At 51.2% G+C, this 23,380-nt stretch carries 18 protein-coding genes and 1 riboswitch; of the genes, 12 read left to right on the top strand and 6 right to left on the bottom strand.

Going from position 1 to position 23,380, the window contains the following annotated elements; genetic code table 11:
• Positions 1-142 precede the first annotated feature (142 nt).
• From MJO57_RS02930 to MJO57_RS02915, 4 genes are all read right to left on the bottom strand, one after another.
• Entirely contained in the window at positions 143-1,036 is an 894-nt protein-coding gene (locus tag MJO57_RS02930) for a DMT family transporter (RefSeq protein ID WP_252022846.1), read from the bottom strand.
• A 101-nt stretch (positions 1,037-1,137) separates the two neighbouring features.
• Positions 1,138-3,132: a DNA recombination protein RmuC gene (gene rmuC / locus MJO57_RS02925; protein WP_252022844.1), complete on the bottom strand. Its 1,995-nt coding sequence runs from the start codon at positions 3,130-3,132 to the stop codon at positions 1,138-1,140.
• Positions 3,133-3,237: 105 nt separating this feature from the next.
• Positions 3,238-3,888 (bottom strand): ChrR family anti-sigma-E factor, encoded by a 651-nt coding sequence (locus tag MJO57_RS02920; protein WP_252022842.1) that lies wholly within the window; start codon positions 3,886-3,888, stop codon positions 3,238-3,240.
• Complete coding sequence (locus MJO57_RS02915) at positions 3,885-4,442, bottom strand: sigma-70 family RNA polymerase sigma factor (RefSeq protein WP_252022840.1); 558 nt, start codon at positions 4,440-4,442, stop codon at positions 3,885-3,887. Before MJO57_RS02915 ends, MJO57_RS02920 begins: the two co-directional genes overlap by 4 nt.
• A gap of 1,205 nt (positions 4,443-5,647) precedes the next feature.
• Between MJO57_RS02915 and MJO57_RS02910 the strand changes: the two genes are divergently transcribed.
• The 10 genes from MJO57_RS02910 to MJO57_RS02865 all read left to right on the top strand — a co-directional run bounded on the left by MJO57_RS02910 (position 5,648) and on the right by MJO57_RS02865 (position 16,381).
• A complete protein-coding gene (locus MJO57_RS02910; protein WP_252022838.1) occupies positions 5,648-7,453 on the top strand; it encodes a lipopolysaccharide assembly protein LapB in 1,806 nt (601 codons plus the stop codon).
• Between the two features lie 209 nt (positions 7,454-7,662).
• Positions 7,663-9,093, top strand: coding sequence for an NAD(P)/FAD-dependent oxidoreductase (locus tag MJO57_RS02905; RefSeq protein WP_252022836.1), 1,431 nt, complete (start codon positions 7,663-7,665; stop codon positions 9,091-9,093).
• A 2-nt stretch (positions 9,094-9,095) separates the two neighbouring features.
• Positions 9,096-9,965, top strand: coding sequence for a DUF1365 domain-containing protein (locus MJO57_RS02900; protein ID WP_252022835.1), 870 nt, complete (start codon positions 9,096-9,098; stop codon positions 9,963-9,965).
• A complete protein-coding gene (locus MJO57_RS02895) occupies positions 9,962-11,269 on the top strand; it encodes a cyclopropane-fatty-acyl-phospholipid synthase family protein (RefSeq protein WP_252022833.1) in 1,308 nt (435 codons plus the stop codon). Before MJO57_RS02900 ends, MJO57_RS02895 begins: the two co-directional genes overlap by 4 nt.
• On the top strand, positions 11,254-11,853 hold the full coding sequence (locus MJO57_RS02890) for a DUF3833 domain-containing protein (RefSeq protein ID WP_256493229.1): 600 nt from the start codon (positions 11,254-11,256) through the stop codon (positions 11,851-11,853). The genes MJO57_RS02895 and MJO57_RS02890 overlap by 16 nt, the downstream gene beginning before the upstream one ends.
• Before the next feature lie 13 nt (positions 11,854-11,866).
• Positions 11,867-12,649: an SDR family NAD(P)-dependent oxidoreductase gene (locus tag MJO57_RS02885; RefSeq protein WP_252022829.1), complete on the top strand. Its 783-nt coding sequence runs from the start codon at positions 11,867-11,869 to the stop codon at positions 12,647-12,649.
• 54 nt (positions 12,650-12,703) lie between these two features.
• A riboswitch (TPP riboswitch) is annotated at positions 12,704-12,812 on the top strand.
• A gap of 177 nt (positions 12,813-12,989) precedes the next feature.
• Positions 12,990-13,808 (top strand): bifunctional hydroxymethylpyrimidine kinase/phosphomethylpyrimidine kinase, encoded by an 819-nt coding sequence (gene thiD, locus MJO57_RS02880; RefSeq protein WP_252022827.1) that lies wholly within the window; start codon positions 12,990-12,992, stop codon positions 13,806-13,808.
• Between the two features lie 27 nt (positions 13,809-13,835).
• Positions 13,836-14,642, top strand: a complete 807-nt coding sequence (locus MJO57_RS02875; RefSeq protein ID WP_252022825.1) for an ABC transporter ATP-binding protein — start codon at positions 13,836-13,838, stop codon at positions 14,640-14,642.
• Positions 14,639-15,391 (top strand): ABC transporter permease, encoded by a 753-nt coding sequence (locus tag MJO57_RS02870; RefSeq protein WP_252022823.1) that lies wholly within the window; start codon positions 14,639-14,641, stop codon positions 15,389-15,391. The genes MJO57_RS02875 and MJO57_RS02870 overlap by 4 nt, the downstream gene beginning before the upstream one ends.
• A 3-nt stretch (positions 15,392-15,394) precedes the next feature.
• Positions 15,395-16,381, top strand: a complete 987-nt coding sequence (locus MJO57_RS02865) for an ABC transporter substrate-binding protein (RefSeq protein ID WP_252022821.1) — start codon at positions 15,395-15,397, stop codon at positions 16,379-16,381.
• Positions 16,382-16,414: 33 nt separating this feature from the next.
• On the opposite strand, the gene MJO57_RS02860 is transcribed toward MJO57_RS02865, so the two are convergent.
• Complete coding sequence (locus tag MJO57_RS02860; RefSeq protein ID WP_252022819.1) at positions 16,415-17,842, bottom strand: protein kinase family protein; 1,428 nt, start codon at positions 17,840-17,842, stop codon at positions 16,415-16,417.
• Between the two features lie 634 nt (positions 17,843-18,476).
• Between MJO57_RS02860 and MJO57_RS02855 the strand changes: the two genes are divergently transcribed.
• Positions 18,477-19,934, top strand: a complete 1,458-nt coding sequence (locus MJO57_RS02855) for an L-cystine transporter (protein WP_252022817.1) — start codon at positions 18,477-18,479, stop codon at positions 19,932-19,934.
• Positions 19,934-21,409 carry a CoA-disulfide reductase gene (locus MJO57_RS02850; RefSeq protein ID WP_252022816.1) on the top strand — a complete coding sequence of 492 codons (1,476 nt, stop codon included), beginning with the start codon at positions 19,934-19,936 and terminating at the stop codon, positions 21,407-21,409. The genes MJO57_RS02855 and MJO57_RS02850 overlap by 1 nt, the downstream gene beginning before the upstream one ends.
• Positions 21,410-21,454: 45 nt before the next feature.
• Here MJO57_RS02850 and MJO57_RS02845 read toward each other — a convergent pair whose 3' ends face one another.
• Positions 21,455-23,131, bottom strand: coding sequence for a hypothetical protein (locus MJO57_RS02845; RefSeq protein WP_252022814.1), 1,677 nt, complete (start codon positions 23,129-23,131; stop codon positions 21,455-21,457).
• Between the last annotated feature and the right edge of the window lie 249 nt (positions 23,132-23,380).

The raw sequence follows: 23,380 nt of genomic DNA, 5'->3' as shown, positions 1-23,380 counted from the left end.
GATCAATGACATCAGTTTAGAAGCTTATTTCCAGAACAAAAAATTATCATTTTTGATGGTGTTGATAATTTATGAAACCATCTACCTGACTCATAAGCGGCATCGCCCGGTGGCAAGCCGCTACCAGTTTATTCTGAATGCACTATTCCGGAACCCGCTGTGATTTGGAAATAGCAGGCTTAAAGATATAACGCCATCTGGCAACCAGCAGGGCCATAAAGATCAACCCACAACCGAAAAGCTTCCGGGCAGTCATGGATTCCCCCATCCAGATCGCACTCATTACCGCAGTCCATACCGGCTCAATCACCATGATCAGCGCAGCATGGCCTGCTTCTGACTGTTTCAGAGCCCAGGTATACAGGAAATAGCGCAGGCTGGTGGCCATCAGTACCGCTGCGGCCACCCAACCCCAGGTGTCTGCTGCAATCTGTGCCGGCCAGCTTTCCGTAGTGAAGGAGATGATCATGCCCACTACGCCTGGCACCAGCAACAGCATAAAGGTTAGGGCCATGGACGGGATACCTGGCGCATTATGATTGGTATACACAAAATGCAGGGCAACAAACAGGGTCGCTATCAGATAAAGCCCCTGGGCTGGCTCAAATTCCCAGTGTCCTTTCAATGCCAGCAAGGCAATACCGGCAATGGCAAATGGCAGGGCAAGCAGCGTGAAGCGGTCAATCCGGCTGCCATAGAGCACCCTTCTCATAAAGGGCACCATAATCATGGACAGACTCATGATGAATGCCCCTTCACCCAGGCGATCAGAACTGTCCACCGCCTGAATCCAGAGATACATGGCCATGGTCTGAATCAATCCCACCATCACACAGATGAACAGCTGTTTTTTGTTCAGCCGGAAGAGTTGTCTTGCGGCAAAGGGCAGTAACAACAGGGCAGCCGCCATATAACGGATGCCGATGTAACCCAGCGGAGGCATTCCCCCGATGGCAAATTTGGAGAACAGCCAGCCAGACGCGGCCAACAGAGTTACCAGCAGAAGTACCAGGTCTGCCTTTATCGTGGTGTTCATTGGAGTGTGCCGGGATTGAGATTTCAGGTATGCCAGAGTTATGCTAGCTTACTGAAATCTCATGTGAGGCACAGTGGGGATAAATACGCTATTAGAGGACGTTACTTTGAGGGGGGATCTTCTGGCCGGAACTGCTGTTCAAAGTCAGACCAGGAATATTCCGTATGCTCCTGCTCCAACCTCGCCAGTTCAGCTTCAAGAGAAGGCAGCCCCCCTTCAGGAGATGGCAAATCACTGCCCAGTTCTGAAAGCCTGGACTCCAGCGCAGAAAAGTCTGGCGTACCCGGAAGATCACTTTTACCTGACAAGGTATTGTCCTCCGATGGAGGGGCTGTGTGGTATAAGTTGTCAGTGGTCGCTTCCGCAAACTCCGGGCCAGGCTCCGTCTCCAGTGAAGCGAAATCAGGCATCGAACTCTCTGCCACCGTTAACGGTTGATGAGTTGTCTCTGCAGCAGGCTCATCTCTAATGTCATCAATGTCATCAATGTCATCTGCATGAGTCTGAGCCGGTTCAGGCGAGCCAGGGTTCTGATGATATTCAGCAGGTTGTATTTCAGCCTCAAGCGCTAATAACTCTTCTGCCTCAAGTGGCTCCAAATCAGCGGTTTCCAGAGTCTTGGCAGGCAACTCCTTCTTGACCCGAACACCCAGTGCCAGGAACTGATCTGCCTGCGCAATCAGGTTTCCGCGACCGTGCTTCAGTGTGCTCATGGCATCATCGTAAGTGGTGCGGGTATTACCCAGCTGAATATCCAGTTTCTCCATCTTTTCAACAAAAATACGAAGTTTATCGTATACCTGGCGACCTTTGTCAGCCAGCTTACGGGTGTTGGCATTCTGCCGCTCAATGGTCCACAGGTTGGCCACGGTTCTCAGGGTTGCCAGGAGGGTCGTCGGGTTTACCACAACGATGCGCTTTTCAAAAGCATCATTGAACAGCTTCTGGTCATACTGGAATGCCGAGATAAATGCCGGCTCTATGGGCATGAACATAAAGACAAAGTCAGGCGCCTTGATTTCTGGCAGGCTGGGATAATCTTTTTGATTCAGGCTGTTGATGTGATTGCGAATACTCTGGATATGGCGGGCCATGGCAGCATCACGGTCGGCATCCGTTTCAGCATTAACAAAGGCCATGTAATCCACCAGCGATACCTTGGAGTCAATAATCAGGTGTTTGCCTTCCGGCAGATGGACAATAAAGTCAGGCCGTTTATTCTGGCCATCTTCATCCCTGAAATTCGGTTCCCGTTGGTATTCCTGCCCTTTAATCAGGCCACTGCTGTCAAGAATGGTCTCAACCTGCATTTCACCCCAGTTGCCCTGGAGCTTTTTATCCCCCTTCAATGCCTTGGCCAGGCTCTCTGCATCATCCGTCATCTTACGGTTGAGCTGATGCATGGTTTCCAACTGCTGCTTCAGTGCCGCACGGCTGACACTGTCTTCCCGGTGGGCCTCTTCAACCTTGCTGCGGAATTCACCCAGTTGCTCCTTGAACGGTGCCAGCAGTGAATGCAGTTGTTCATGGTGCTGATCAGAGAGCACTTTACCCCTGGCCTCAAAGATTTCATGAGCCAGGTGTTTGAATTCCTGCTTGAGGGCTTCCTTGTTTTCCTGCAACTGCAGCAGCGCTTTCTGGTTCTGTGCCTGCTGCTCTTCAAGACGGGTTTCCAGTTCTTTTACCCGCTGCTCAGCCTGGCCTCTGCCAGCACGCTCAGCCGTAAGCTCTTTAACCAGCGCCTGAAGATCCCTGCTTTTCTCCGCTTCACGTTTGCGCTCAGAAATCAGCATGGCCTCAAGACGTCCAGCCTTGATCTGATGTTGACTGATCTGCTCGTTAAGGTGTGAAGTCTCTTTCTGAAGCAGGGCTTTACCTGCATCCAGCTGTTCCTGCATGACCACTTTCTGTTCGATCAGCTCGTCCTGCAGGTCGGCGTTCTGCTCGGTCAGCTGGGCAATCTGCAGATGCTGGGCATCCACTTCCCGCTCCGTTTGCAATTTCAGGCTTTGGTGGGTCTGTCGGCAAACAAACCACGCCATTGCAAAAGACAGCAGTGATGCAACAGCAACTACGACGAGGGCAGTAAGCGTCATGGAACGATCTCTCTGGATTTACTCTGAAAACTTTTTGACAGGTTCGACGAGAAAAAAGTTCAGGTCAATAGCAATAAATCTTGCCAAAGACCTGACTTGCAGCATTTATAGCTGAAAAAATGGTTGCAAGAGTCGTGGAACCAACCCTTTAAAGCGGAGAGGGCCGTCCGTTGCAATCAGGCAGATACAGCCTTCATGGGTATCGGCAACCGGTTGATGGGTCATATCCGGGTCCACATCGGCCACATCTCCGACGGAGAAGCGCCCCAGCTCATCACTGTAGGAACCCTTGAGCACCAGGGTCAGTTCAGAACCGCTGTGACCATGGGAGGGCATGAATGTGCCCGGAGCAATTTTCAGCAGCCGCAGCTTGCCCCGGGAGGCAGGCAGGATAAATTGCTTCATACCGGGGGCCATGGTACGCCAGTGAAGATCACTGAACGAATGGCCAATCAGCGGGCACAGTGGCTCTGGTATATCTGAGTTAACATCCGATGTTTTACCGACTTCAGAACCGGCATCATCGACAGACTCATCCAACATGGCCAGCATCCAGTCCCGGGAGCTTTGGGATATGGACTCCACGGGTTCCTGCTCCATCAGACCGAGGCCGATCTGTTCTGCTTCCACAACCTTGTCATAACACTGGTCACAGACAGCCAGATGGCAGGCGACTACCATGGCAAGCGCATCCGGCAAGCTGCCAGCGCCATAGCACAGCAGGGTACTGTCATCGGGGTGGTGATTGCAGCTCATGACTCACCTCCAATGCGCACCCGTAATTTATCAAAAGCCAGTCTGAGGCCGGATTTTACGCTGCCAATAGGCATATCCATATCTTCAGCGATTTCGCGATGGGATTTTCCTTCGTAATACACTTTGTAAACCAATTGAGCCTGTTGCTGAGGCAGAGCGCCCAAGGCATCTTGCAAACGCCCTGAATCACAGACCGCCATACTGGGTGAGTAACCTGCCTCGGGATAGCTGTTCAGCGGTGAGAGCATGTCGGGCTTTTCTTTACGAAGTCGGTCAATCCACAGATTCCTGGCAATTCGAAAAATCCAGGTGGATGCCGTTGCTTTTCCGGGGTCATAACTGGATGTCTTGCGCCAGACCGACAGCAGGGTTTCCTGAACCAGCTCTTTTGCCAGTTCTTCGTTTGCACCTTTTCTGACCAGAAAGCTTTTCAGCCGCGGAGCAAAGTAGTCATAAAGCTGTATAAACAGCTTTTTATCGCGACTTTTCGCCAGATCAACCAGAACCTGCCTGAAGTCCTGCTTTTGCACCGCCTGATCAGGTTTGGATTCCATAGAGGTTTCAATAAGCCGAAGATGCACCATAATTCTTTAATTTTCTTATACATGTCTGCCTATACGTAAAAAGTGCCAATAGGGATCTCTTCACTGTAAGTACAGTCACTGCCCATCATAATACCCCCATTAATGAAGGTTGTGTCCTAAAATTTTTCTTCTGTTGGAGATGTTTTTCTTGTCTTGATATTTCACATATTTACCAATAATTTTTCGAAAAATAATAACGGAACTTATATTTTTTTATCTCATCTATTAACAAGGTGTTGCATGGCCAGTCTGGGGAATAACAGGAATACCCATTGCGATAGCCCTCTCAGAGGTACCAAAACACCGATATATCCGGGGATCTTCCCATTGTCAGCCAGAGTAGCAATCATTCTATGCTTCCCACAGACAACTCTGCTAACAGCCATCATAACTCAGCCATTGCACCAGTGTATTGCAACCATCAGACTCAGGTTCAAGCGCAAGATTTCTATTCTTCTCAGGCTGTGCCTGCAGGGCAAATCTTATTCGCTGGATATAGTATCGCCTGGTACCAACTCCAACCAATCTGCAGTACGCTGGTGTATTTATCCAATCCGTCCCCGATACCAACGGAGGATCACCATTTTTCCTATGCCGTTCCATTGGGGCAAAACGTATTTGCGGGACACCGCGTTGCTTTGTACCAACCCCAACCAGGGAGCAGTATGCCGGTTTATTTATACAGTCAGTCCCGGGATCCAACAGCGTATTACTATCCACAACAAACGCTGTCAGTGGCGCAAGGTGCATTTGCTGATCCATATTATTTTGCTGCTTACCAACCACTACCGGACTGTGTTCCGGTTCAGCCTCAGCATTTTTCCATTCAAGACCCACACCGATTTCATAGTGTCTCAAGTCAAACGGCAACTCCTGCTGAATTTACTGAATCGGGTGGGGTAATACGCAGAGCGTATGACTTACTTAGAACATTTCCGCACCGGGCTGAGATGGAGTTCAGAAAAATATATGAAAGTTGCCTTGAACATCTGCCTGAGAATATACAGGTAAACGTTGTCACGGGGTTGGCCAGAGCAATTAAAGATCAACACGATGCTCGTAAGTATATGGATGCAGAAGTCATCATATTGTCCTTTAGAGGAAATCCTGTTGATCCGGCAATACCTTCAGGGCATCACAACCTTGACATCACGTTAGCCAGACTCTGGCAGGTCATGACCAAAAACAAGGCGGCCGAAAAACTCCTACTGGCCATGATCGGAAAGACACCCAACATGCCTGGTGCCGTGCTGTGCAGACCCTCTGGCAAGCACGATATCGATTTGACCCTGGCAATACTCTGGAAGACGATGGGCAACAATCAGGCAGCCGAAAAGCTGCTGCTGGCCATCAGCAAGAAGACAGCAGACATGCCCGAGGCCGAGCTGTGCAAACCCTCCGGGCAGGACGATATCGATCTGGCACTGGCAAGAATCTGGGAGGTTATGGGTCAAAACAGGCCGACCGAAAAGCTGTTGCTGGCGATGAGCAAGAAGACACCCGACATGCCCGAAGCTGAGCTGTGTAAACCTACTGGCAAGCACGATATTGATCTGGCAAAGCACTGGCAGTTACTGGGAAAAAATGAGTCAGCCGAAAAATTGCTGCTGGCCATGATCAGGAAGACACCCGACATGCCCGAGGTCGAACTGTGCAAACCCTGTGGCAAGCACAAAATGGATATGGCACTGGTCAGACTCTGGCAGGCCATGGGTAAAAATGAGTTGGCCGAAAAGCTGCTGCTGGCCATGAGCAGGAAGACACCGGGCATGCCTGAAGCCAGGCTGTGCACTCCTTCCGGAAAACCCGATACCGATCTGGCACTGGTCAGACTCTGGGGGGGCATGGGCAAAAATGACCCGGCCGAAAAACTGCTGCTGGCCATGAGCAGGAAGACACCCGACATGCCCGGGGCCGAACTGTGCAAGCCATCCGGCAGGCTTGATCTCGATCTGGCAAGGTTCTGGCAGGCCAGGGGTAAAAACGAGCAGGCCGAAAAGTTGCTGCTGGCCATGAGCAGGAAGACACCCGACATGCCCGAGGCCGGGCTGTGCAAACCCTTCGGTAAGCACGATATCGATCTGGCACTGGCAAGGCACTGGCAGACCATAGGCAAAAATGAGCTGGCCGAAAAGCTGTTGCTGGCCATGAGCAGAAAGACGCCAGACATGCCCGTGGCCGCACTGTGCAAACCCTCCGGCCAGCACTATATCGATCTGGCACTGGCCATGCTCTGGGAGGACATGGGCAAAACCGGGCCGGCCGAAAAGCTGTTACTGGCCATGACCAGCAAGACACCCGACATGCCCGAGGCCGGGCTGTGCAAACCCTCCGGCCAACAGGATATCGATCTGGCACTGGCCGTGCTCTGGGAGGACATGGGCAAAACCGGGCCGGCCGAAAAGCTGTTACTGGCCATGACCAGCAAGACACCCGACATGCCCGAGGCCGGGCTGTGCAAACCCTCTGGCCAACAGGATATCGATCTGGCACTGGTAAGACTCTGGGAGATCATGGGTAAAGATGAACCGGCCGAAAAGTTGCTGCTGGCCATGGGCAAAAAGACACCGGACATGCCCGAGGCCGAGCTGTGCAAACCCTCCGGCAAGTACGATATCGATCTGGTAAGGCACTGGGAGATCATGGGCAAAACCGGGCCTGCTGAAAAGTTGCTGCTGGCCATGGGCAAGAAGACACCCGACATGCCCGAGGCTGAGCTGTGCAAACCCTCCGGCAAGTACGATATCGATCTGGCAAGGTACTGGCAGGTCATCGGCAAAAATGGACTGGCCGAACAGCTGCTGCTGGCCATGAGCCAGAAGACACCGGGCATGCCAGAGGCTGAGCTGTGCAAACCCTCCGGCAAGCACATTATCGATCTGGCATTGGTAAGGCTCTGGGAGGTTATGGGCAAATATGAGCAGGCCAAAAAGCTATGCAGCCTGGCAGGTATCCAACATGACTGGCCAGAAAACAGGTAATGTTTCAGAAGCGCTGCCATCCTGATCTTTGATGGGTAAGGTTCATTGGTGAACCATTATGCCACTCTGTGCGTAATTGCTCTTAACAGTACTTAACTGCTTTAATAAAGACCTTTGTGTTCGTAGGGCATCTTCCTCAAAATGTCTTTTTCAGGTCTTTCAATAGCTAATAAAAGCAACAGGGAGCCTCACTTGTGTCTACTAAAGGAATGAATATAGCTGTCGTTGGTTCCGGTATTAGCGGTCTATCCTGTGCCTGGTTACTGTCCAGGCAGCACAACGTTACCCTATTTGAGAAGGACGACCGCTTTGGAGGACATAGTCATACCGTCTCTGTTGGTGATAAGGAGCCAACTCCTGTAGACACCGGATTTATTGTGTTTAATGAAAAAACTTATCCCAATCTGATTGCTTTTTTCAAACACCTGCAGGTGCCTTTTGTCCCTACGGATATGTCATTTTCTGTATCGCTTAATAATGGGGCTACAGAGTATGCCGGCACTGATTTATCGGGATTATTCGCACAGAAGAAAAACCTGTTACGTCCGGGGTTCTGGTTGATGCTGGCTGATATTCTGCGTTTTTATCGCAACAGTGATAAATGGCTGGGCAGCCTTGAGCATAAAGGCAGCCTTGAGCATAAAAGCAGCCTTGGGCATGAAAAAGGCATTGATGCCTCGTTGACCCTTGGCCAGCTGTTGCATCGTGAACGTTTCAGCCAACGGTTTATCCATGACCATCTTATTCCCATGGGCGCCGCCATCTGGTCAACACCTGCGGACAAAATGCTCGACTACCCTGCCCTGGCCTTTCTGCGCTTCTGCTCAAATCATGGCCTGCTTCAGTTGTCGGATCGTCCACAGTGGCAGACGGTAAAAGGCGGCAGTCGTGAATATGTCCAGCGTATTATTGATGAGCTGGGCGCATCTGCACTCACTAACCGTTGCATCAGGAAGGTCAAGCGCTTCCCTGACCGGGTTCAATTGACCGATTTCCAGGGTAAAGACTGGAACTTTGACCATGTGGTTATGGCCTGTCATGCGGACACATCGTTGAATTTACTGTCCGAGCCCGATGAATTTGAACAGCACTTGCTGGGAGCCTTCACTTTCCAACGGAATAAAGCGCTGTTGCACAGTGATGAGCAGTTGATGCCTGAGAACAAAAAGGCCTGGGCCAGCTGGAACTATCTTGGTTCCACTAAAAAAGAAAAAGACCAGGAGCATGGTCCTGCGATCACTTACTGGATGAATAACCTGCAGCACCTCGACGGTCCCCCACTGTTTGTCACTTTGAATCCTGAACAAGAGCCTGCCACTGATCTGATTCATGGCTGCTATCTTTATGACCATCCGGTATTCAATCGTGACGCTATTGAAGCGCAACAAAGACTCTGGGAGCTCCAAGGCAGAAACCGGACCTGGTATTGTGGTGCCTGGATGGGCTATGGCTTCCATGAAGATGGGCTACAATCCGGCCTTGCTGTTGCGGAAAGCCTTGGTGGCATTCGCCGACCCTGGCAGGTTAAGGGAGAAAATGACCGACTTCACCGTCCGGATCTTTTTGGACACAGTTTTTTTGGCCCCGACTTCTCCAACACCCAACTGGCATCGTCTGAACCTCAAAAGCAGGAATCCTGAGAATGGAGTCTTACCCTGGTTGTTCTATCTATGTGGGCCAATTGATGCACCACCGGTTCAAACCGAAAAAGCATCGCTTCTCTTATCGTGTTGCCTCCTGGTTACTGGATCTGGATGACATGGATGCGCTGGATAAACGGCTGACCCTGTTTTCCATCAACCGTTTTAATGTGGTGTCGTTTTACCCCCGTGACCATGGCGATGGTTCAGATACACCATTGCAGGAACAGATTAACCAGTTGCTGCAAGACCACAGCATTGAAACACCGGACAACATCAGTCTGCTTTGTTACCCACGGATGTTTGGCTACACCTTTAATCCATTGGCGGTGTACTTTTGCTATCGGGACCAGCGGTTGACAGCGATCGTCTATGAAGTCAGTAATACCTTCGGGGAAAGACACGCCTATGTGGCAGCTGTCGGACCGGAAGACCAGCCAGACGATCACCAGACGATAGATCATAAAAAGCAAATGGTTAAGCAGCATGTGGTTCAACAGCAGGCTGACAAAGCACTGCATGTGTCCCCCTTCTTTCCCATGGATTGCTATTACCATTTTCGTACACGGCCGCCAGAAGAGTATGTCACCCTTGGCATCAATCTGAATAACAACCATGGCAAGCTGTTCACTGCCGTCTTCAAAGGTCTTCGCCAACCCATCAGCGATGGCTTTATCGTAAAACAGACCATGCTGCTGCCACTGCAAACCCTGAAAGTTATAGCTGCTATCCATTGGGAAGCCCTGCGGCTATGGCTCAAGGGCATAGCCATTCACACGCATACGCCCAGAAATTTCTTTTTCAGTCACAGCCGGGCAGAAATGCCCATAGCAAAAGAAAAAAATGCAGCGAACAGGGGGAAAAACAGATGAACTCAACCAGCTCCACGGAAATAACCGCCAAGCCGCTGTTCCCTGCCCTGAGAAAAGTCCTTTCCTGGCTGGAAAAACGTCTGATCAAGGCCGGGGTGAGCAGAATAGAGCTGCGTATTGATGGCAATGAAGGCGTGATGGTTGGGCAGTTCAAGTCAGGCACCCCCATTCCCTGCCTGCAGATCCATAATCCAGTGGGTTTAATCCAGCAAAGCAGCCAGGGATTACTGGGCTGGTCAGAGTCCTACATCAACGGTGACTGGAGCACCCCGGATCTGAGAGCACTGACCGACTGGGCAATGGTCAATGAGGACAACCTGCAGGGCGTGATGGCATCCAACTGGCTCAGCAATACGTTCAACCGGTTGTTGCACAGGTTGCGTCGTAACAGCTGCTCTGGCAGCCGTCGCAATATTGCCGCCCATTATGACCTGGGCAATGACTTTTATCGGCAATGGCTTGATGCGTCCATGACCTATTCAAGTGCCCTTTATCTTGAGGAGCATGAGGACCTGGAAACGGCGCAGAGTAATAAATACAACACCATTGTCGATTGGCTTGAGCTGCGTCCGGGAAGTTCCGTTCTTGAAATAGGCTGTGGCTGGGGAGGCTTTGCCCGCACACTGAGCCAGAGACATAATGGCGCTTACCATGGGATCACACTGTCAAAAGAACAGCTGGCTTATGCACAGCGCGCTCACCAAGACGTTTACCAAGACGTTGACAAAGACACTCGCACAGAACCGCTGCCTGACAACCGGTCCCACCAATTCAGTCTCACGGATTACCGGGATATCCATGGGCAGTTTGACCACATCGTCTCCATCGAAATGATTGAGGCGGTCGGTGAAGAGCTCTGGCCAACGTATTTTGAAAAAATCTACAACAGTTTGAAACCCGGAGGTTCTGCGGTTATCCAGGCCATCCTGATTGATAACGCCCGCTTTGAGGCGTATCGCCGTGGTGTCGATTTTATCCAGCGTTACATCTTCCCGGGAGGTATGCTGCCCAGTGACAGGGTAATGAAAGAGCAAACCAGCAAAGCCGGGTTAGCCATCACCAACAGGCTTTCCTTCGGGCTTGACTATGCAAAAACCCTGGGTGAGTGGAAACGGCATTTCCTTACCGCCTGGCCCACCATTGAAAAACTCGGATTTGATCAACGATTTAAACGGATGTGGCAGTTCTACCTGGATTACTGCGCTACCGGTTTTCAATTCAAGAGTATTGATGTTTGTCTCTACAAGCTGAGCAAACCGGTGTCTGTAGAGCCCGTGGAGGCAATGTCATGTCAGTCACGTTAACAACAATTAAAGATCGGAAGTCAGGACGAGAGCGACTCCTGACCCTGCTATTTATGATGACGATTATGCTGACGGGGTGCTCGACCATGAATATTGAAGATTATGCAGGCAGCGAACCAAGCCTGAAAATTGAACAATACTTTGCCGGAGAAACCGTTGCCTGGGGCATGTTTCAGGACCGGTTTGGCAATGTACAACAGCGCTTTAAAGTACTGATGATCGGTGAAGTAAAAGACGATGTGCTGACTTTGAATGAGGATTTCATCTATTCAGACGGTACCGAATCAAAACGTATCTGGAAGGTCAAAATGCTCAGTGACGGACACTACCAGGGAACCGCCGGAGATATCGTTGGTCATGCCATTGGGCAAAGTGCCGGTAATGCCTTTAATTTCAAATACCAGATGCGGCTGCCCATCCGTGGCCGGGAGTGGGTGGTTACCTTTGATGACTGGATGTTCCTGCAGGAAGATGGCGTGTTACTGAATATTGCGACCATGAGCAAATGGGGTATTAAGCTCGGCACCCTGACCGTTGCTTTTGCAAAAGCAACCCCAGAAAAAGCCGCTGACGAAAAGCAATAGAGGCTGTGCAGACATGAATTCTCACCACGATTTAACGCCGCCTGCCAACCCTCCGGTCATCTGGATCACCGGCGCCAGTCAGGGCATTGGTGAGGCGGTTGCCATCGCCATGGCCCGGGCAGGAATGGTGGTCGCAGCCAGTGCCCGAAACGTGGAACGGTTGGCAGCACTGGCCAATCAATCAACTGACTTGACCGGCAGTATTGCTCCCTACCCCCTGGATGTTACGGATCAAGCTGCGGTAAAGATGACGGTAGACAAGATTATTGCGCAGCACGGTGGTATTGATCAGGCCATTCTCAATGCTGGAACCTATATCCCCAGTCCGGCAACCGGGTTTACCAGTGATGCCGTGCGTCAACAGGTGGAACTGAACCTGATGGGCGTTTGCCACTGCCTTGAGCCATTGATCACCTATATGACCGGGCGAGGCAAAGGAACCATTGCCATGAATGCATCTCTGGCAGGTTATCGTGGGCTGCCCAGAGCAGCGGGCTATGGCGCGAGCAAGGCGGCCCTGATCAATATGGCAGAATCCCTGAATACTGAGCTGTCTGACGTGGGCATTGATATCAAAGTGATCAACCCGGGGTTTGTGAAAACCCCACTCACCAGCAAGAACCGATTCCCCATGCCCTTTCTGATGGAGGTGGATAAGGCTGCGGAATTGATTGTCAAAGGGATGAAGGGGCGCCAGTTCGAAATTCGATTCCCCCGTATTTTCGCCGCCATCCTCGGGCTTCTGAGAAGCCTGCCTTACCCTCTGTATTTCTGGTTAATCCGCAAGGCCGGATAAGCGTCAATTGACTCAACTCACTGGACAGTTTATAGCAAACCCCATAGACTCGACCGGAGTTGGTTGGGGTGTTCTGCCATCCTGCAATGCAAGGCAGAACTGAGATAGACCCATAGAACCTGAACCAGATAATGCTGGCGTAGGAAACCGACGGGCCTGAGAGCTGATAAAACGCTGATGTACTGACCTCCGTGCAAGCCTGTTATGCAATGCCTTTGATTGCCCCGGCATGGCGCAATATTCTCGACAGGAACCAGAGTTTAACCCAACGCCTCACCCTCTTTTCCCGCCAGTCCCAATGATGACCGATGGAGTTTCTCTTGTGGAGAGGCGCGAGCTTATGTCTTCGACACCAATCGCATTGACCATTGCCGGTTCTGACAGTGGTGGTGGTGCCGGCATTCAGGCAGACCTGAAAACCTTCTCAGCCCTTGGTGCCTACGGCTGCAGTGTGATCACTGCGCTGACCGCACAGAACACGCTGGGTGTTCAGGGTATTTTTGACATCTCACCCGCCTTTGTCCGTGAGCAGCTGGACTCTGTCTTTGCCGACCTGACGGTCTCTGCCGCCAAGGTGGGCATGCTGAGCCAGCCAGAAGTGATTGATACGGTTGCCCGCGCTGTCAGTGATTACCCGCTGAAATATCTGGTGGTTGACCCGGTCATGGTGGCCACCAGCGGTGATGTTCTGCTTCAGGAAGCGGCCATTGATAACCTGCGTCGCAAGCTGATTCCCAAAGCCACACTGATCACGCCCAACCTGCCGGAAGCGGCGGTTCTTTTGAATTGTCCGCGCCCGGAGTCACTGGCCACCATGATCGCCATGGTTGATCCGTTGATGGATCTGGGAGCCAGTGCCGTATTGCTCAAAGGTGGTCACCTTTCCTCAGACGGTGGCAACAACAAGGCTGTTGATCTGTTCCATGACGGTAAGACCCTGCACCAGCTCGAATCATCATGGGTAGTAACCCGGAATACCCACGGCACAGGCTGTACATTGTCGTCTGCTGTAACCGCTTTGCTGGCCAGGGATTACCCTTTGACGGACGCCGTCAGGTCTGCCAAAGAGTATATTTCCGGAGCCATTGCCCACGCCGATGATCTGAACATCGGTTCTGGCCACGGTCCGGTTCATCACTTTTACCGCAGCTGGTCATAACGCGCATCATAAGGAATACACAAACGCATGTTTGATGTGATGATTCACAACGCCACCCTGAAATTTGGCAACCTCTGTGTTTTTGAAGACCTTAACCTGACCCTTAAGGGCGGCCAGTGGACCTGCCTGCTCGGTGGCAGCGGTGTGGGAAAAACCAGCCTCCTGCGTTTGATTGCCGGCTTGCCGGCGGGCGAGACAACGGCAGAGGTCACTTGTCAGGACGGCCTGCCGGTGAATCACCGAATAGCCTGGATGGCGCAACAGGACCTGCTGTTGCCCTGGTTTTCAGTACTCGACAATATCACCCTGGGGCAGCGCCTGCGTCGCCATCTGGCCGATGTGTTCAAACGCCGCCCGGGCTTATCAGCAGAGGTTCAGGACCGGGCCATGTCGATCCTGGAGAAGGTCGGCCTGTCAGAAAAAGCGCATGCTCTGCCCCAGCACCTGTCCGGTGGTCAGCGGCAGCGGGTGGCCCTGGCCCGGACGCTGATGGAAAACCGGCCACTGGTGTTGATGGATGAACCCTTCGGCGCACTGGATGCCATCACCCGACTCAACCTGCAGGATCTTGCCTGTGAGCTGCTGCAGCACCGTACCGTGTTATTGATCACCCATGATCCACTGGAAGCCCTGCGCCTCGGTCACGCGGTTTATCACCTGCAGGGGCATCCAGCCCGACTGACGGATGCCATTACCCCACCGGGCAAGACACCCCGGTCACTGGACAGCCACGGCCTGATGACATTACAGGGCAAACTGCTGGATCGTTTACGTCATGAGTCGTTTGATGATCAATCAGGAGAACTTTCTTTTCAGGAGCACAGTCAGGGATGAAAGATTCCATCAAACCCTTCATTGTCCTTTCTGGTCTCCTGATTCTATGGCATGCATTGGTGGTTGCCTTTGCTATGCCTGCCTACATCCTTCCCGGTCCGTTGGAAGTGGCCAACAGCATGGTTGAGCATGCCAGCCTGCTGTGGGAACACACGCTGGTGACCCTCAGTGAAATGCTACTGGGCCTGTTGCTCGGCGTTCTGCTGGGCATTATTCTGGCGCTGATTCTCGTCTATTTTACCGCGTTACGACCCTGGCTCTTGCCGCCACTGCTGATTACCCAGGCCATTCCGGTATTTGCCCTCGCACCGATATTGATGCTCTGGTTTGGTTACGGCCTGACCTCCAAAGTGGTGATGACGATTCTGGTCATCTTCTTTCCCGTCGCCACCTGCTGTTATGACGGACTGCGTCACACTCATCAGGGCTGGCTGGATATGGCCCAGACCATGGGCGGAAACCGGTTTGCCATTCTTCGCCATATTCGCTGGCCTGCAGCACTGCCAGCCCTGGCATCAGGGTTGCGGGTAGCCGTTGTGGTTGCGCCGATCGGTGCCGTTGTCGGGGAGTGGGTTGGCTCCAGCGCTGGCCTTGGCTACCTCATGCTGCAGGCCAATGCACGACTCTGGGTTGATCAGATGTTCGCCGCCCTGACCGTGCTGGCCTTCTGTTCTGTCACCCTTTACTACACGACCGACCGTCTTTTGCGCAGGCTCATTCCGTGGCAACCGGAAACCTCTCAGGAATAAGTAATGAAAAAACTGATCCAATATACCGTCCTGTGGGCAATGACCTTGATGCTGTCCTTCAGCCTGCATGCCAGCACGAGCAGCCGGGCATCCGATACTGAGTCAGCAAAGGCACTTAAAGAACTGACGTTGATGCTGGAATGGTTTGTCAATCCTGACCACGGCCCCATCATTATTGCCCGGGAGAATGGCTACTTCGAAGACTTGGGCCTCAAGGTCAATATTCAGGAACCAGCAGACCCCAACCTTCCCCCCAAACTGGTGGCGGCTGAACAAGTGGATCTCGCCGTGTATTATCAGCCTAGCCTGACACACGCTGTGGCCAATGGCCTTCCCCTTATCTGGGCAGGTACGCTGGTGGGCACCCCGCTGGACGGTCTGTTGGTTCTGGAAGATGGCCCGATCAAATCCCTGAACGATATGAAGGGAAAAACCATCGGTTTGAATATAGGCGGTATCGAGAATGCGTTTCTGAACACACTCTTTGCACCTTATGGTTTTGGAGCCGGGGATGTGAAGCTGGTCAATGTCGGCTGGAACCTGTCCTCTTCCCTGATGAGTGGCCGGGTGGATGCCATCATGGGCGCCTATCGCAACTTCGAGCTGAACCAGCTGGCGATTGAAGGCCATAAGGGCCGTATGTTTTATTACGAGGAAAACAACATTCCACCTTACGATGAACTGATTTTTATCGCCAACAGCAAGAAGCACGATAAAGACGCTATTCGTCGTTTTCTCAGGGCGATTGAACTGGGTACCCAATATATTGTGAATAATCCGGAAAAATCCTGGGCGATCTTCAGGGATTACAGTCCAAAGAAACTGGATAACGAGCTGAATCGTCGTGCCTGGTTTGCTACTATTTCACGTTTTGATCTGCGCCCTGCCGCCAAAGATACTGGCCGTTACCAGGCATTTGCCGACTATTTGCAAGAACATGGGGAGCTTGAGGAAACCGTGAACGCCGTTGATTTTATGATCACCTTTTAAATCCATGGCCATGCCGAAAAAGCCTGAAAACAGTCAGGCATAAACAAATGCTGTCAGTGGCTCTGGCTCTGTCCCTGTTGATAGTAACTGTGCGTCTACTGGCAGTAATTTCCGGGCCTCTTCAGCTGCCTGGCCGGCAGTCACTCTCTGGTCAGGATGCCATTTCAGTGTTTTTTCAATCAGCGAGACAAGCTCCCTTGCCCCGGGAAGAGTCGGATCGTTCAGCGTCAGCTTGAGATCACACCGGTCCCCAACTCTGCGATAGCCAGAATCAATAACCTGATAATCACAAAGAATACTGGCAATGGTCAGGCCCAATGAATAGATATCACTCTGATAGGTCTGGGTTTGGTCTACTCCGGGCTTTGGCTTGGTTTCCGGTGCAGCAAACTGCTCTGAGCCGGATATAGCAGCGCCTTTACCATCCCGGCAGATTTTAAAGCCATTGGCTGCGTCATAGGCAAAGCCAAAATCAGCAATTTTAAGCACGGGTTTACCGGTCGGGTTGTCATCAACCAGCAGGTTTTCCGGTTTAATATCGCAGTGAACAATCTCCGATTCCTGCAGGTAAGTCAGTGCCTCAAAGCACTGGCAGGAGAAGTCAGTCAGCCTATTGACCAGTGCCTCAGGACTTAATGCCTGCTTACCGAGCCAGGCGAGCAGATTATCACCTACATATTCCATTTGCAGGTAAGACTGCTGCACATTAGTCTTATTACCACTGTCGTTTGGATAACCCACAATCCGTTGCTCACCAGAGCTGATATAGGCAACAATATGGTCATGTTCCAGATTGCGAAGAATAGTAGACTCACTGGCGACAGCCCTGTTTTTGCGACCCAGAGCAATCACTTCAACTTTAACAACCATTGGCGTATTCTCCGGCATATCCTCAGGATCGGGGGCAGAGAAAACTGAATCAGTTCGCCTGTCATCCGGTGGTTTGACAAGCCATACCTGAGACTCCCCCGGCACTGGATCGGGAATATCGTGTTTTTCGGTCTCATTCTCTGGTGTGCTACTCATTCCAACTGACAGCGCTTCGATCTGGCAACCCCGGGTTTTCCACTCTCTTAATGTGCTGATGATGGGAAATAAGGAAGGGGTTTCCGGCCTGATCGTCGAGCCCGAAGACAGTGAGTCAGTCCTTTCAAAATTCGGCAAACCAGGGCTCTTGCGCAGCTCCCGCTTACGCTCATTTTCACAATCTGCAGAATCCTGCGGACACTCGTCGGATTGGGAATCGGACTCTTCACCGGAGACATCGGCATCCCCTGATGGCGAATAAAGGCCAACTTTGCGCTCACTCAGGGTCAATTGATACAGCTGTTGCTCCTGTCCGGAAACAGAAAATGCATTACCCTCGTCAACAAAGCTACTGCCCGCACTGGCCACGCTCCAGGAACTGCCGGGTGATGAGACCGTCGAGCTCACCCCCGCTTTTCCATCAGGAATATTCACTGGAGCGCTATGTCTGATCCAAAAGCCCGGAACACTCACATCTGAGCTGGATTCCGATGACCGGCGTTTCTTCGTTCCCTGAATGCTGCCTGTCTCTTCTGAACACGATTCCGATTCTGACTCTGATAACTTACGCTTGCCCGGTTCTGATATGACACCGGAATATTGCACAGCAGCATTGCCCGCTGCGGGAAGACTCATGACTAAACCCCTGAAATAACCACTTCAATATGCTCCAATGTGGAGAACGCGCAGTTATTGTAGAAGCTTTATTGGGCTGCAGAAGGGCGGTTTACCAAAAAAACTAACCCAAAGGACAGTTCATCAACCGAAGCCAATATCTCAGCGGGCCTAACACCATCGTTTATATCCAAAAGCAGTAGAGCATCAAATAAAATAGTCTAAAAAACAGTTGATTAACCTGCTGTCGGCACTGTTGTTTTCATGAATAATGGCCGCCGGGATTAAACTGTTCGTCATTATCACACGCATTGAATGGAACTTAAGTAACAATTTTTAACTCTCAATTGAAATGATCAGCGTGAATGATTCTAATGCTTTCGATTAAGCGTAATTTTCCCGGCAAACAGGCTCACTCACAATACCTTTTTAAAGCAGGAAGGGAATAAGAACCATGTCTTTAGCAGTATTGGCCAATATCGTTATCATGGCGGGGTTGCTCTACCTGCTCTACCGATTCCAGAAACAATACATGCCCTTCACCCGGCGGGTGTTTATCGCCCTGGGTATGGGGGTCGGTTACGGAGCCTGCCTGCAGCTCGTTTATGGCTATATGGCTGATGGCTATATGGCTGATGGCTATATGGCTGATGGCTATATGGCTGATGGCTCTTCTTCTGAATCCCTGATCGAGTCCATCAGCTGGTTCAATATTGTTGGCAATGGCTATGTCGGCCTGTTGAAAATGATCGTTGTGCCATTGGTCATGGTCTCTGTAATCTCAGCCATTATGAAACTGAAAGGCGCCGGTACCCTTGGCAAGATCAGCGGCTGGATACTGGCTCTGCTGATGATGACCGTATCCATCGCTGCCGCTATTGGTATTATTTCTGCCCTTGGCTTTGGATTAAGCGCTGAATCCATCACTTCCGGAGTTCGTGAAGCGACTCGTGGAGAACAACTGCTCTCTACCGTCACCCGGGTAGAAAACCTGTCGATCCCGGATATGCTGGTCAGCCTGATTCCTGCCAATCCATTCCTGGATATGACGGGTACCCGCAGCACCTCTATTATTGGTGTGGTGATTTTCTCCACCTTTATCGGTGTGGCAGTACTTGGCCTGCACCGCAAGCAACCGGAAGTAGCCGATACCTTTGAGCGGGCTGTTGAAGTGGCCCACGCCATTGTGATGCGCATTGTGACCATGGTGCTGCGACTGACACCGTTCGGCATTCTGGCATTGATGACCAAAGTCGTCGCTGGCAGCAATTTCACCGATATCCTGCAGCTGATCCGGTTTGTTATTGCGTCTTATGCGGCCTTGATTGCCGTCTTTGTGGTTCACCTGCTGATGGTCACCATGGTCGGCGCAAGTCCGGTAAAGTTCATCAGGAAAATACTGCCGGTACTGACCTTCGCCTTTACCTCTCGCAGCAGTGCCGGCACCCTGCCACTGACCATCCAGACCATGACCCAGCGTCTGGGGGTGTCGGAAGGTGTTGCCAACTTTGCCGCTTCTTTTGGCACCACCATCGGCCAGAATGGTTGCGCCGGTATCTACCCCGCCATGCTGGCCGTGATGATTGCCCCCACCGTGGGCATAGACCCAACCAGCCTGAGCTTTATTGGTACCCTTATTATCACCATCGCCATTGGTTCATTCGGCGTTGCCGGTGTGGGTGGTGGTGCCACCTTTGCGGCCCTGATTGTTCTCTCAGCCCTTGGCCTTCCCGTTGAGCTGGCCGGCCTGTTGATTTCCATCGAGCCTCTGATTGATATGGGCCGCACGGCCATCAATGTCAGTGGAGCCATTACTACCGGCTTTGTCGGTGGCCGCGCCATGGGTGAAGTGAATATGGCAACCTTCAACAGCAATGACTCCCTTGAACTGGATATGGATGCAATTTCCTGATGTCTGCTTATTCTGCAAAGCGAGAGCCTGAACTGAATCAGTCTACGACTTCCGAGTCACTCAGAATCGTCATTATTGGTGGTGAGGCTGCCGGCATGAGTGCTGCAGCCAAAGCCCGCCGGGTGGCCAGAGAGGCCACCATTACCGTTTATGAGCAGTCCGATGTCATCTCGTTCGGTGCCTGCGGCCTGCCCTATTATGTGGGTGACTTCTTCTCTGATGCGGGTGAGATGTCAGAATTTTCACCTGAGCAGTTTGCTGCCCGGGGGATTACTGTACGAACCCGGCATCAGGTCACCCAGATCAATGCCAAAGACCAGATGATTCACGTACATAACCTGACCACTGGCGAGCACTTTGAACAGCCTTATGACCGCCTGCTGATAGCAACCGGTGCTGAACCAGTGATTCCACCGGTTCCCGGCCTGAAAGAAGGCCTTAACAATGGGCGGGTGTTCTGTGTCAAAACCATGAAGGATGGCATCGACCTCAAGCAAGCCATCACCAATCCGGAAATCAGGGAGGTTGCCATCATTGGTGCCGGCTATATTGGTCTGGAAATGGCGGAGGCACTTGAGCGACAGGGCAAGACTGTTCGCATCATTGAGAGTGCCTCTTATCCCCTGGCCCGGACCTTTGACCAGGAGGTGGCAGAGTGGGTGATAAAGACCCTGGATAAGGAGGGGATTCAGTGCCATTGGCAAGAGTCAGTGAAATCCCTGTCTGAGTATGACCTATTTGAGTATGACCTATCTGAGTATGAAAAGCCTGAAGATGAAGACCATCGCCTTCTATTAACCACTGACAAAGGCCAGTACCGGGCGGATCTGGTGGTGCTTTGTACCGGAGTCCGCCCCAATACCCGTTTTGTCAGCGACTCTCTTGTTGTTGTTGGTGGCACCGGTCTGGAAATGCTGGACAATGGCGCCATTGTTACTGATGATCAGGGCAGAACCAATCTGCCCAATATCTTTAGTGCCGGAGACTGTGCAACGGTCATCCATGGACAGCTGCAAAAACCGGTATGGATTCCCCTCGCCACATACGCCAATAAAATGGGACGCCTTGTCGGCGAAGTAATGGGTGGTCTGGATAAACACTTCCCTGGTGCGTATGGCGCTGCCTGCGTCAAAGTGCTCAGCCTGGAAGCCGGACGTGTTGGTCTCGGTGAACAGGAAGCACAGGAACAGGGTATCGACTACCAGACCGTGGTGATCAAAGACAAAGACCATACCAACTACTACCCGGGACAGTCTGATATTCTGGTGAAGCTGGTTTATGAAACCGCCAGCAAAAAACTGCTGGGTGGCCAGATTGCCGGTGGACGAGGCGCGGTATTAAGGGTTGATGCTTTGGTTGCGGCCATTAAAGGTGGTTTAACAACGGACGATCTGGGGATGATGGACTTCTGTTATGCTCCACCCTTTGCCCGAACGTGGGATGCCTTGAACGTTGCTGGTAATGTGGCCCGGTAAGTATAAGCATACTGCATATTTTCAACACCACATAAACAGCAGGAATTAGCCCGGTAAGCCTGTCAGGTTTGCCGGATGATTTTCCAATATTGCCCGCAACGTTGACTTTATACCCTGTAACGGACTGCTGGCATAACCGGTATCGTATTTACACATCTGCAACACCCTCTCCTCAAAGCTCTTACCATCTCTCACTCGTGGCAGAGCGTCTATAGTGTCTTTGTAATTTTCGATGATAACCCGGCCTTCGTCCTCTAGCGCTTCAATCAGGATGATTAACTTCTTTATAACCTCCAGGTTGTTGGGTTCAATACGGGAATAGTCAACCTCAAAGTCTAACTGTCCATTGACCCTCCTCGATGCATCGTATTTAGCCAAACCAGTGGACGCATACTCTTTCTCGATCAACATAACCGCCAGATTGTAAGACACACATGCCTTTAACAAATCAATATTCCCTCTCTGTTTTTCCAAAATTGTATGGACCGCTATTTTCCTGGCGACCGCTGCCTTCTCTGCTCGGTATTTTTTTGATTCAATCACTTCCGCAATTTTCGATACAAAGTTTCGGAAATAGAAGAAAATTGCAGAGGAGCATTCAGATAAAAGTTGCAAATTTCCACTTTTGTTTTTGAGTGATGCCTTATCACCTTGTTTAAAAGACAGTGTTTCATAGAGTTGGACACGATCAATGACCCTGATTTCTCCGCAAAAGCATCGGTGGACATCCCTTCGGACATTTGCATGCAGTTGTGCAGCTTGAGAAATACACTCAAAGGCACTGGTATTATTTTCGAGCCAAAAAATAAATTTTGGACTCAACCGATGACTTGTACCGGTAAAAAGATTCATGTTTTTACCGTCAGCATCAAGCCAGCCCATCCATTTGGCAAAGCTTTGCAACAAGAAATTTTCCACTGTCGTTATCGTCAAAGATGGAGACTGGTATTTCTTGAACCAGCCGGGTACCACATGGGGGTCATAAGTGATCAGTCTGCTGAATATCTGCCTGGAAACGGGTTCTAAACATTGGCGCGAATCACTTATCATTTCAGCTATTTCGCAAATCTGCCGGCCATTCCTGAAGAGACTGCCACTGGCAGTGGCAGAATTTGAAGAACTGTTGGCCGTGTCCAAAGAGCTGTTAGACTGTCGGTCAAGAGAAGGCATTGCGCCTGTCGAGGAACAATAGGAACCAGTTTCTGAAACAGTGTCTACCCTTGAGGATGACAGGTTTCTCAATGCCTCTGACAGGTCAGACGGTTCAGTGCCAATCAGCGCGGAATCTTTTGGACTTCTGACAATGCCCGAATCTCGAGCGCGTTGAGTCAGAAAGACGGCTTCCTCTGAAATGTCCAGATTATTGCTGTGTAACTCTGCAGATTCCCTGAAATCGTCCCAGACAAGGTCTTCACCGTCACTTCCTACTGACCCGTCAACGGATCCCTGGCCCACTGGTACACTTTGGAACCGGATACTGAACGATTTTTTAAGGCAATCTTCGTTCCCTGTTTCCGAATTCAAACCAGGGAAAAATTTGACGACCACCCTATCCTTTTGCTTTTGTACGGAAATCTCTCTCTGATCTGGCAAATGACCAGTAAACATGACCACGTTATCCATACGGCGAACGTCGTAGGGTCCCATGGCACCGGGGCTTCCTTCACCAGATTCAGTTTGGGTAGAATTATGAACAGGCGTTTGCGTAGAAGCATCGACCAATTGAGATCTATTGATAGATGTGTCCATATGAGATTCGCTTTACCCTGACAGGTTTCAAATAATTTTTGTCCTGTAAATAATAATGGTTGCCGGATAACCTGCCGGTATTCTTTGTTTATTTTTGTTAAAACCATCGGATCGAACAGTACATGGTTTCAATGAGTTTGACGTGTACAATCTCCGTTCACCTTGAGCGCCCTTCGGCTTGGCTCAGGATGCACGGACGAAGGGTGCTTGGCACAATCTATC

It is taken from the genome of Endozoicomonas sp. SCSIO W0465 (genome assembly GCF_023716865.1).
GTDB lineage: Bacteria > Pseudomonadota > Gammaproteobacteria > Pseudomonadales > Endozoicomonadaceae > Endozoicomonas.
The sequence above is the reverse complement of the archived record's forward strand: the minus strand, read 5'-3'. Positions and strand labels throughout refer to the sequence as shown.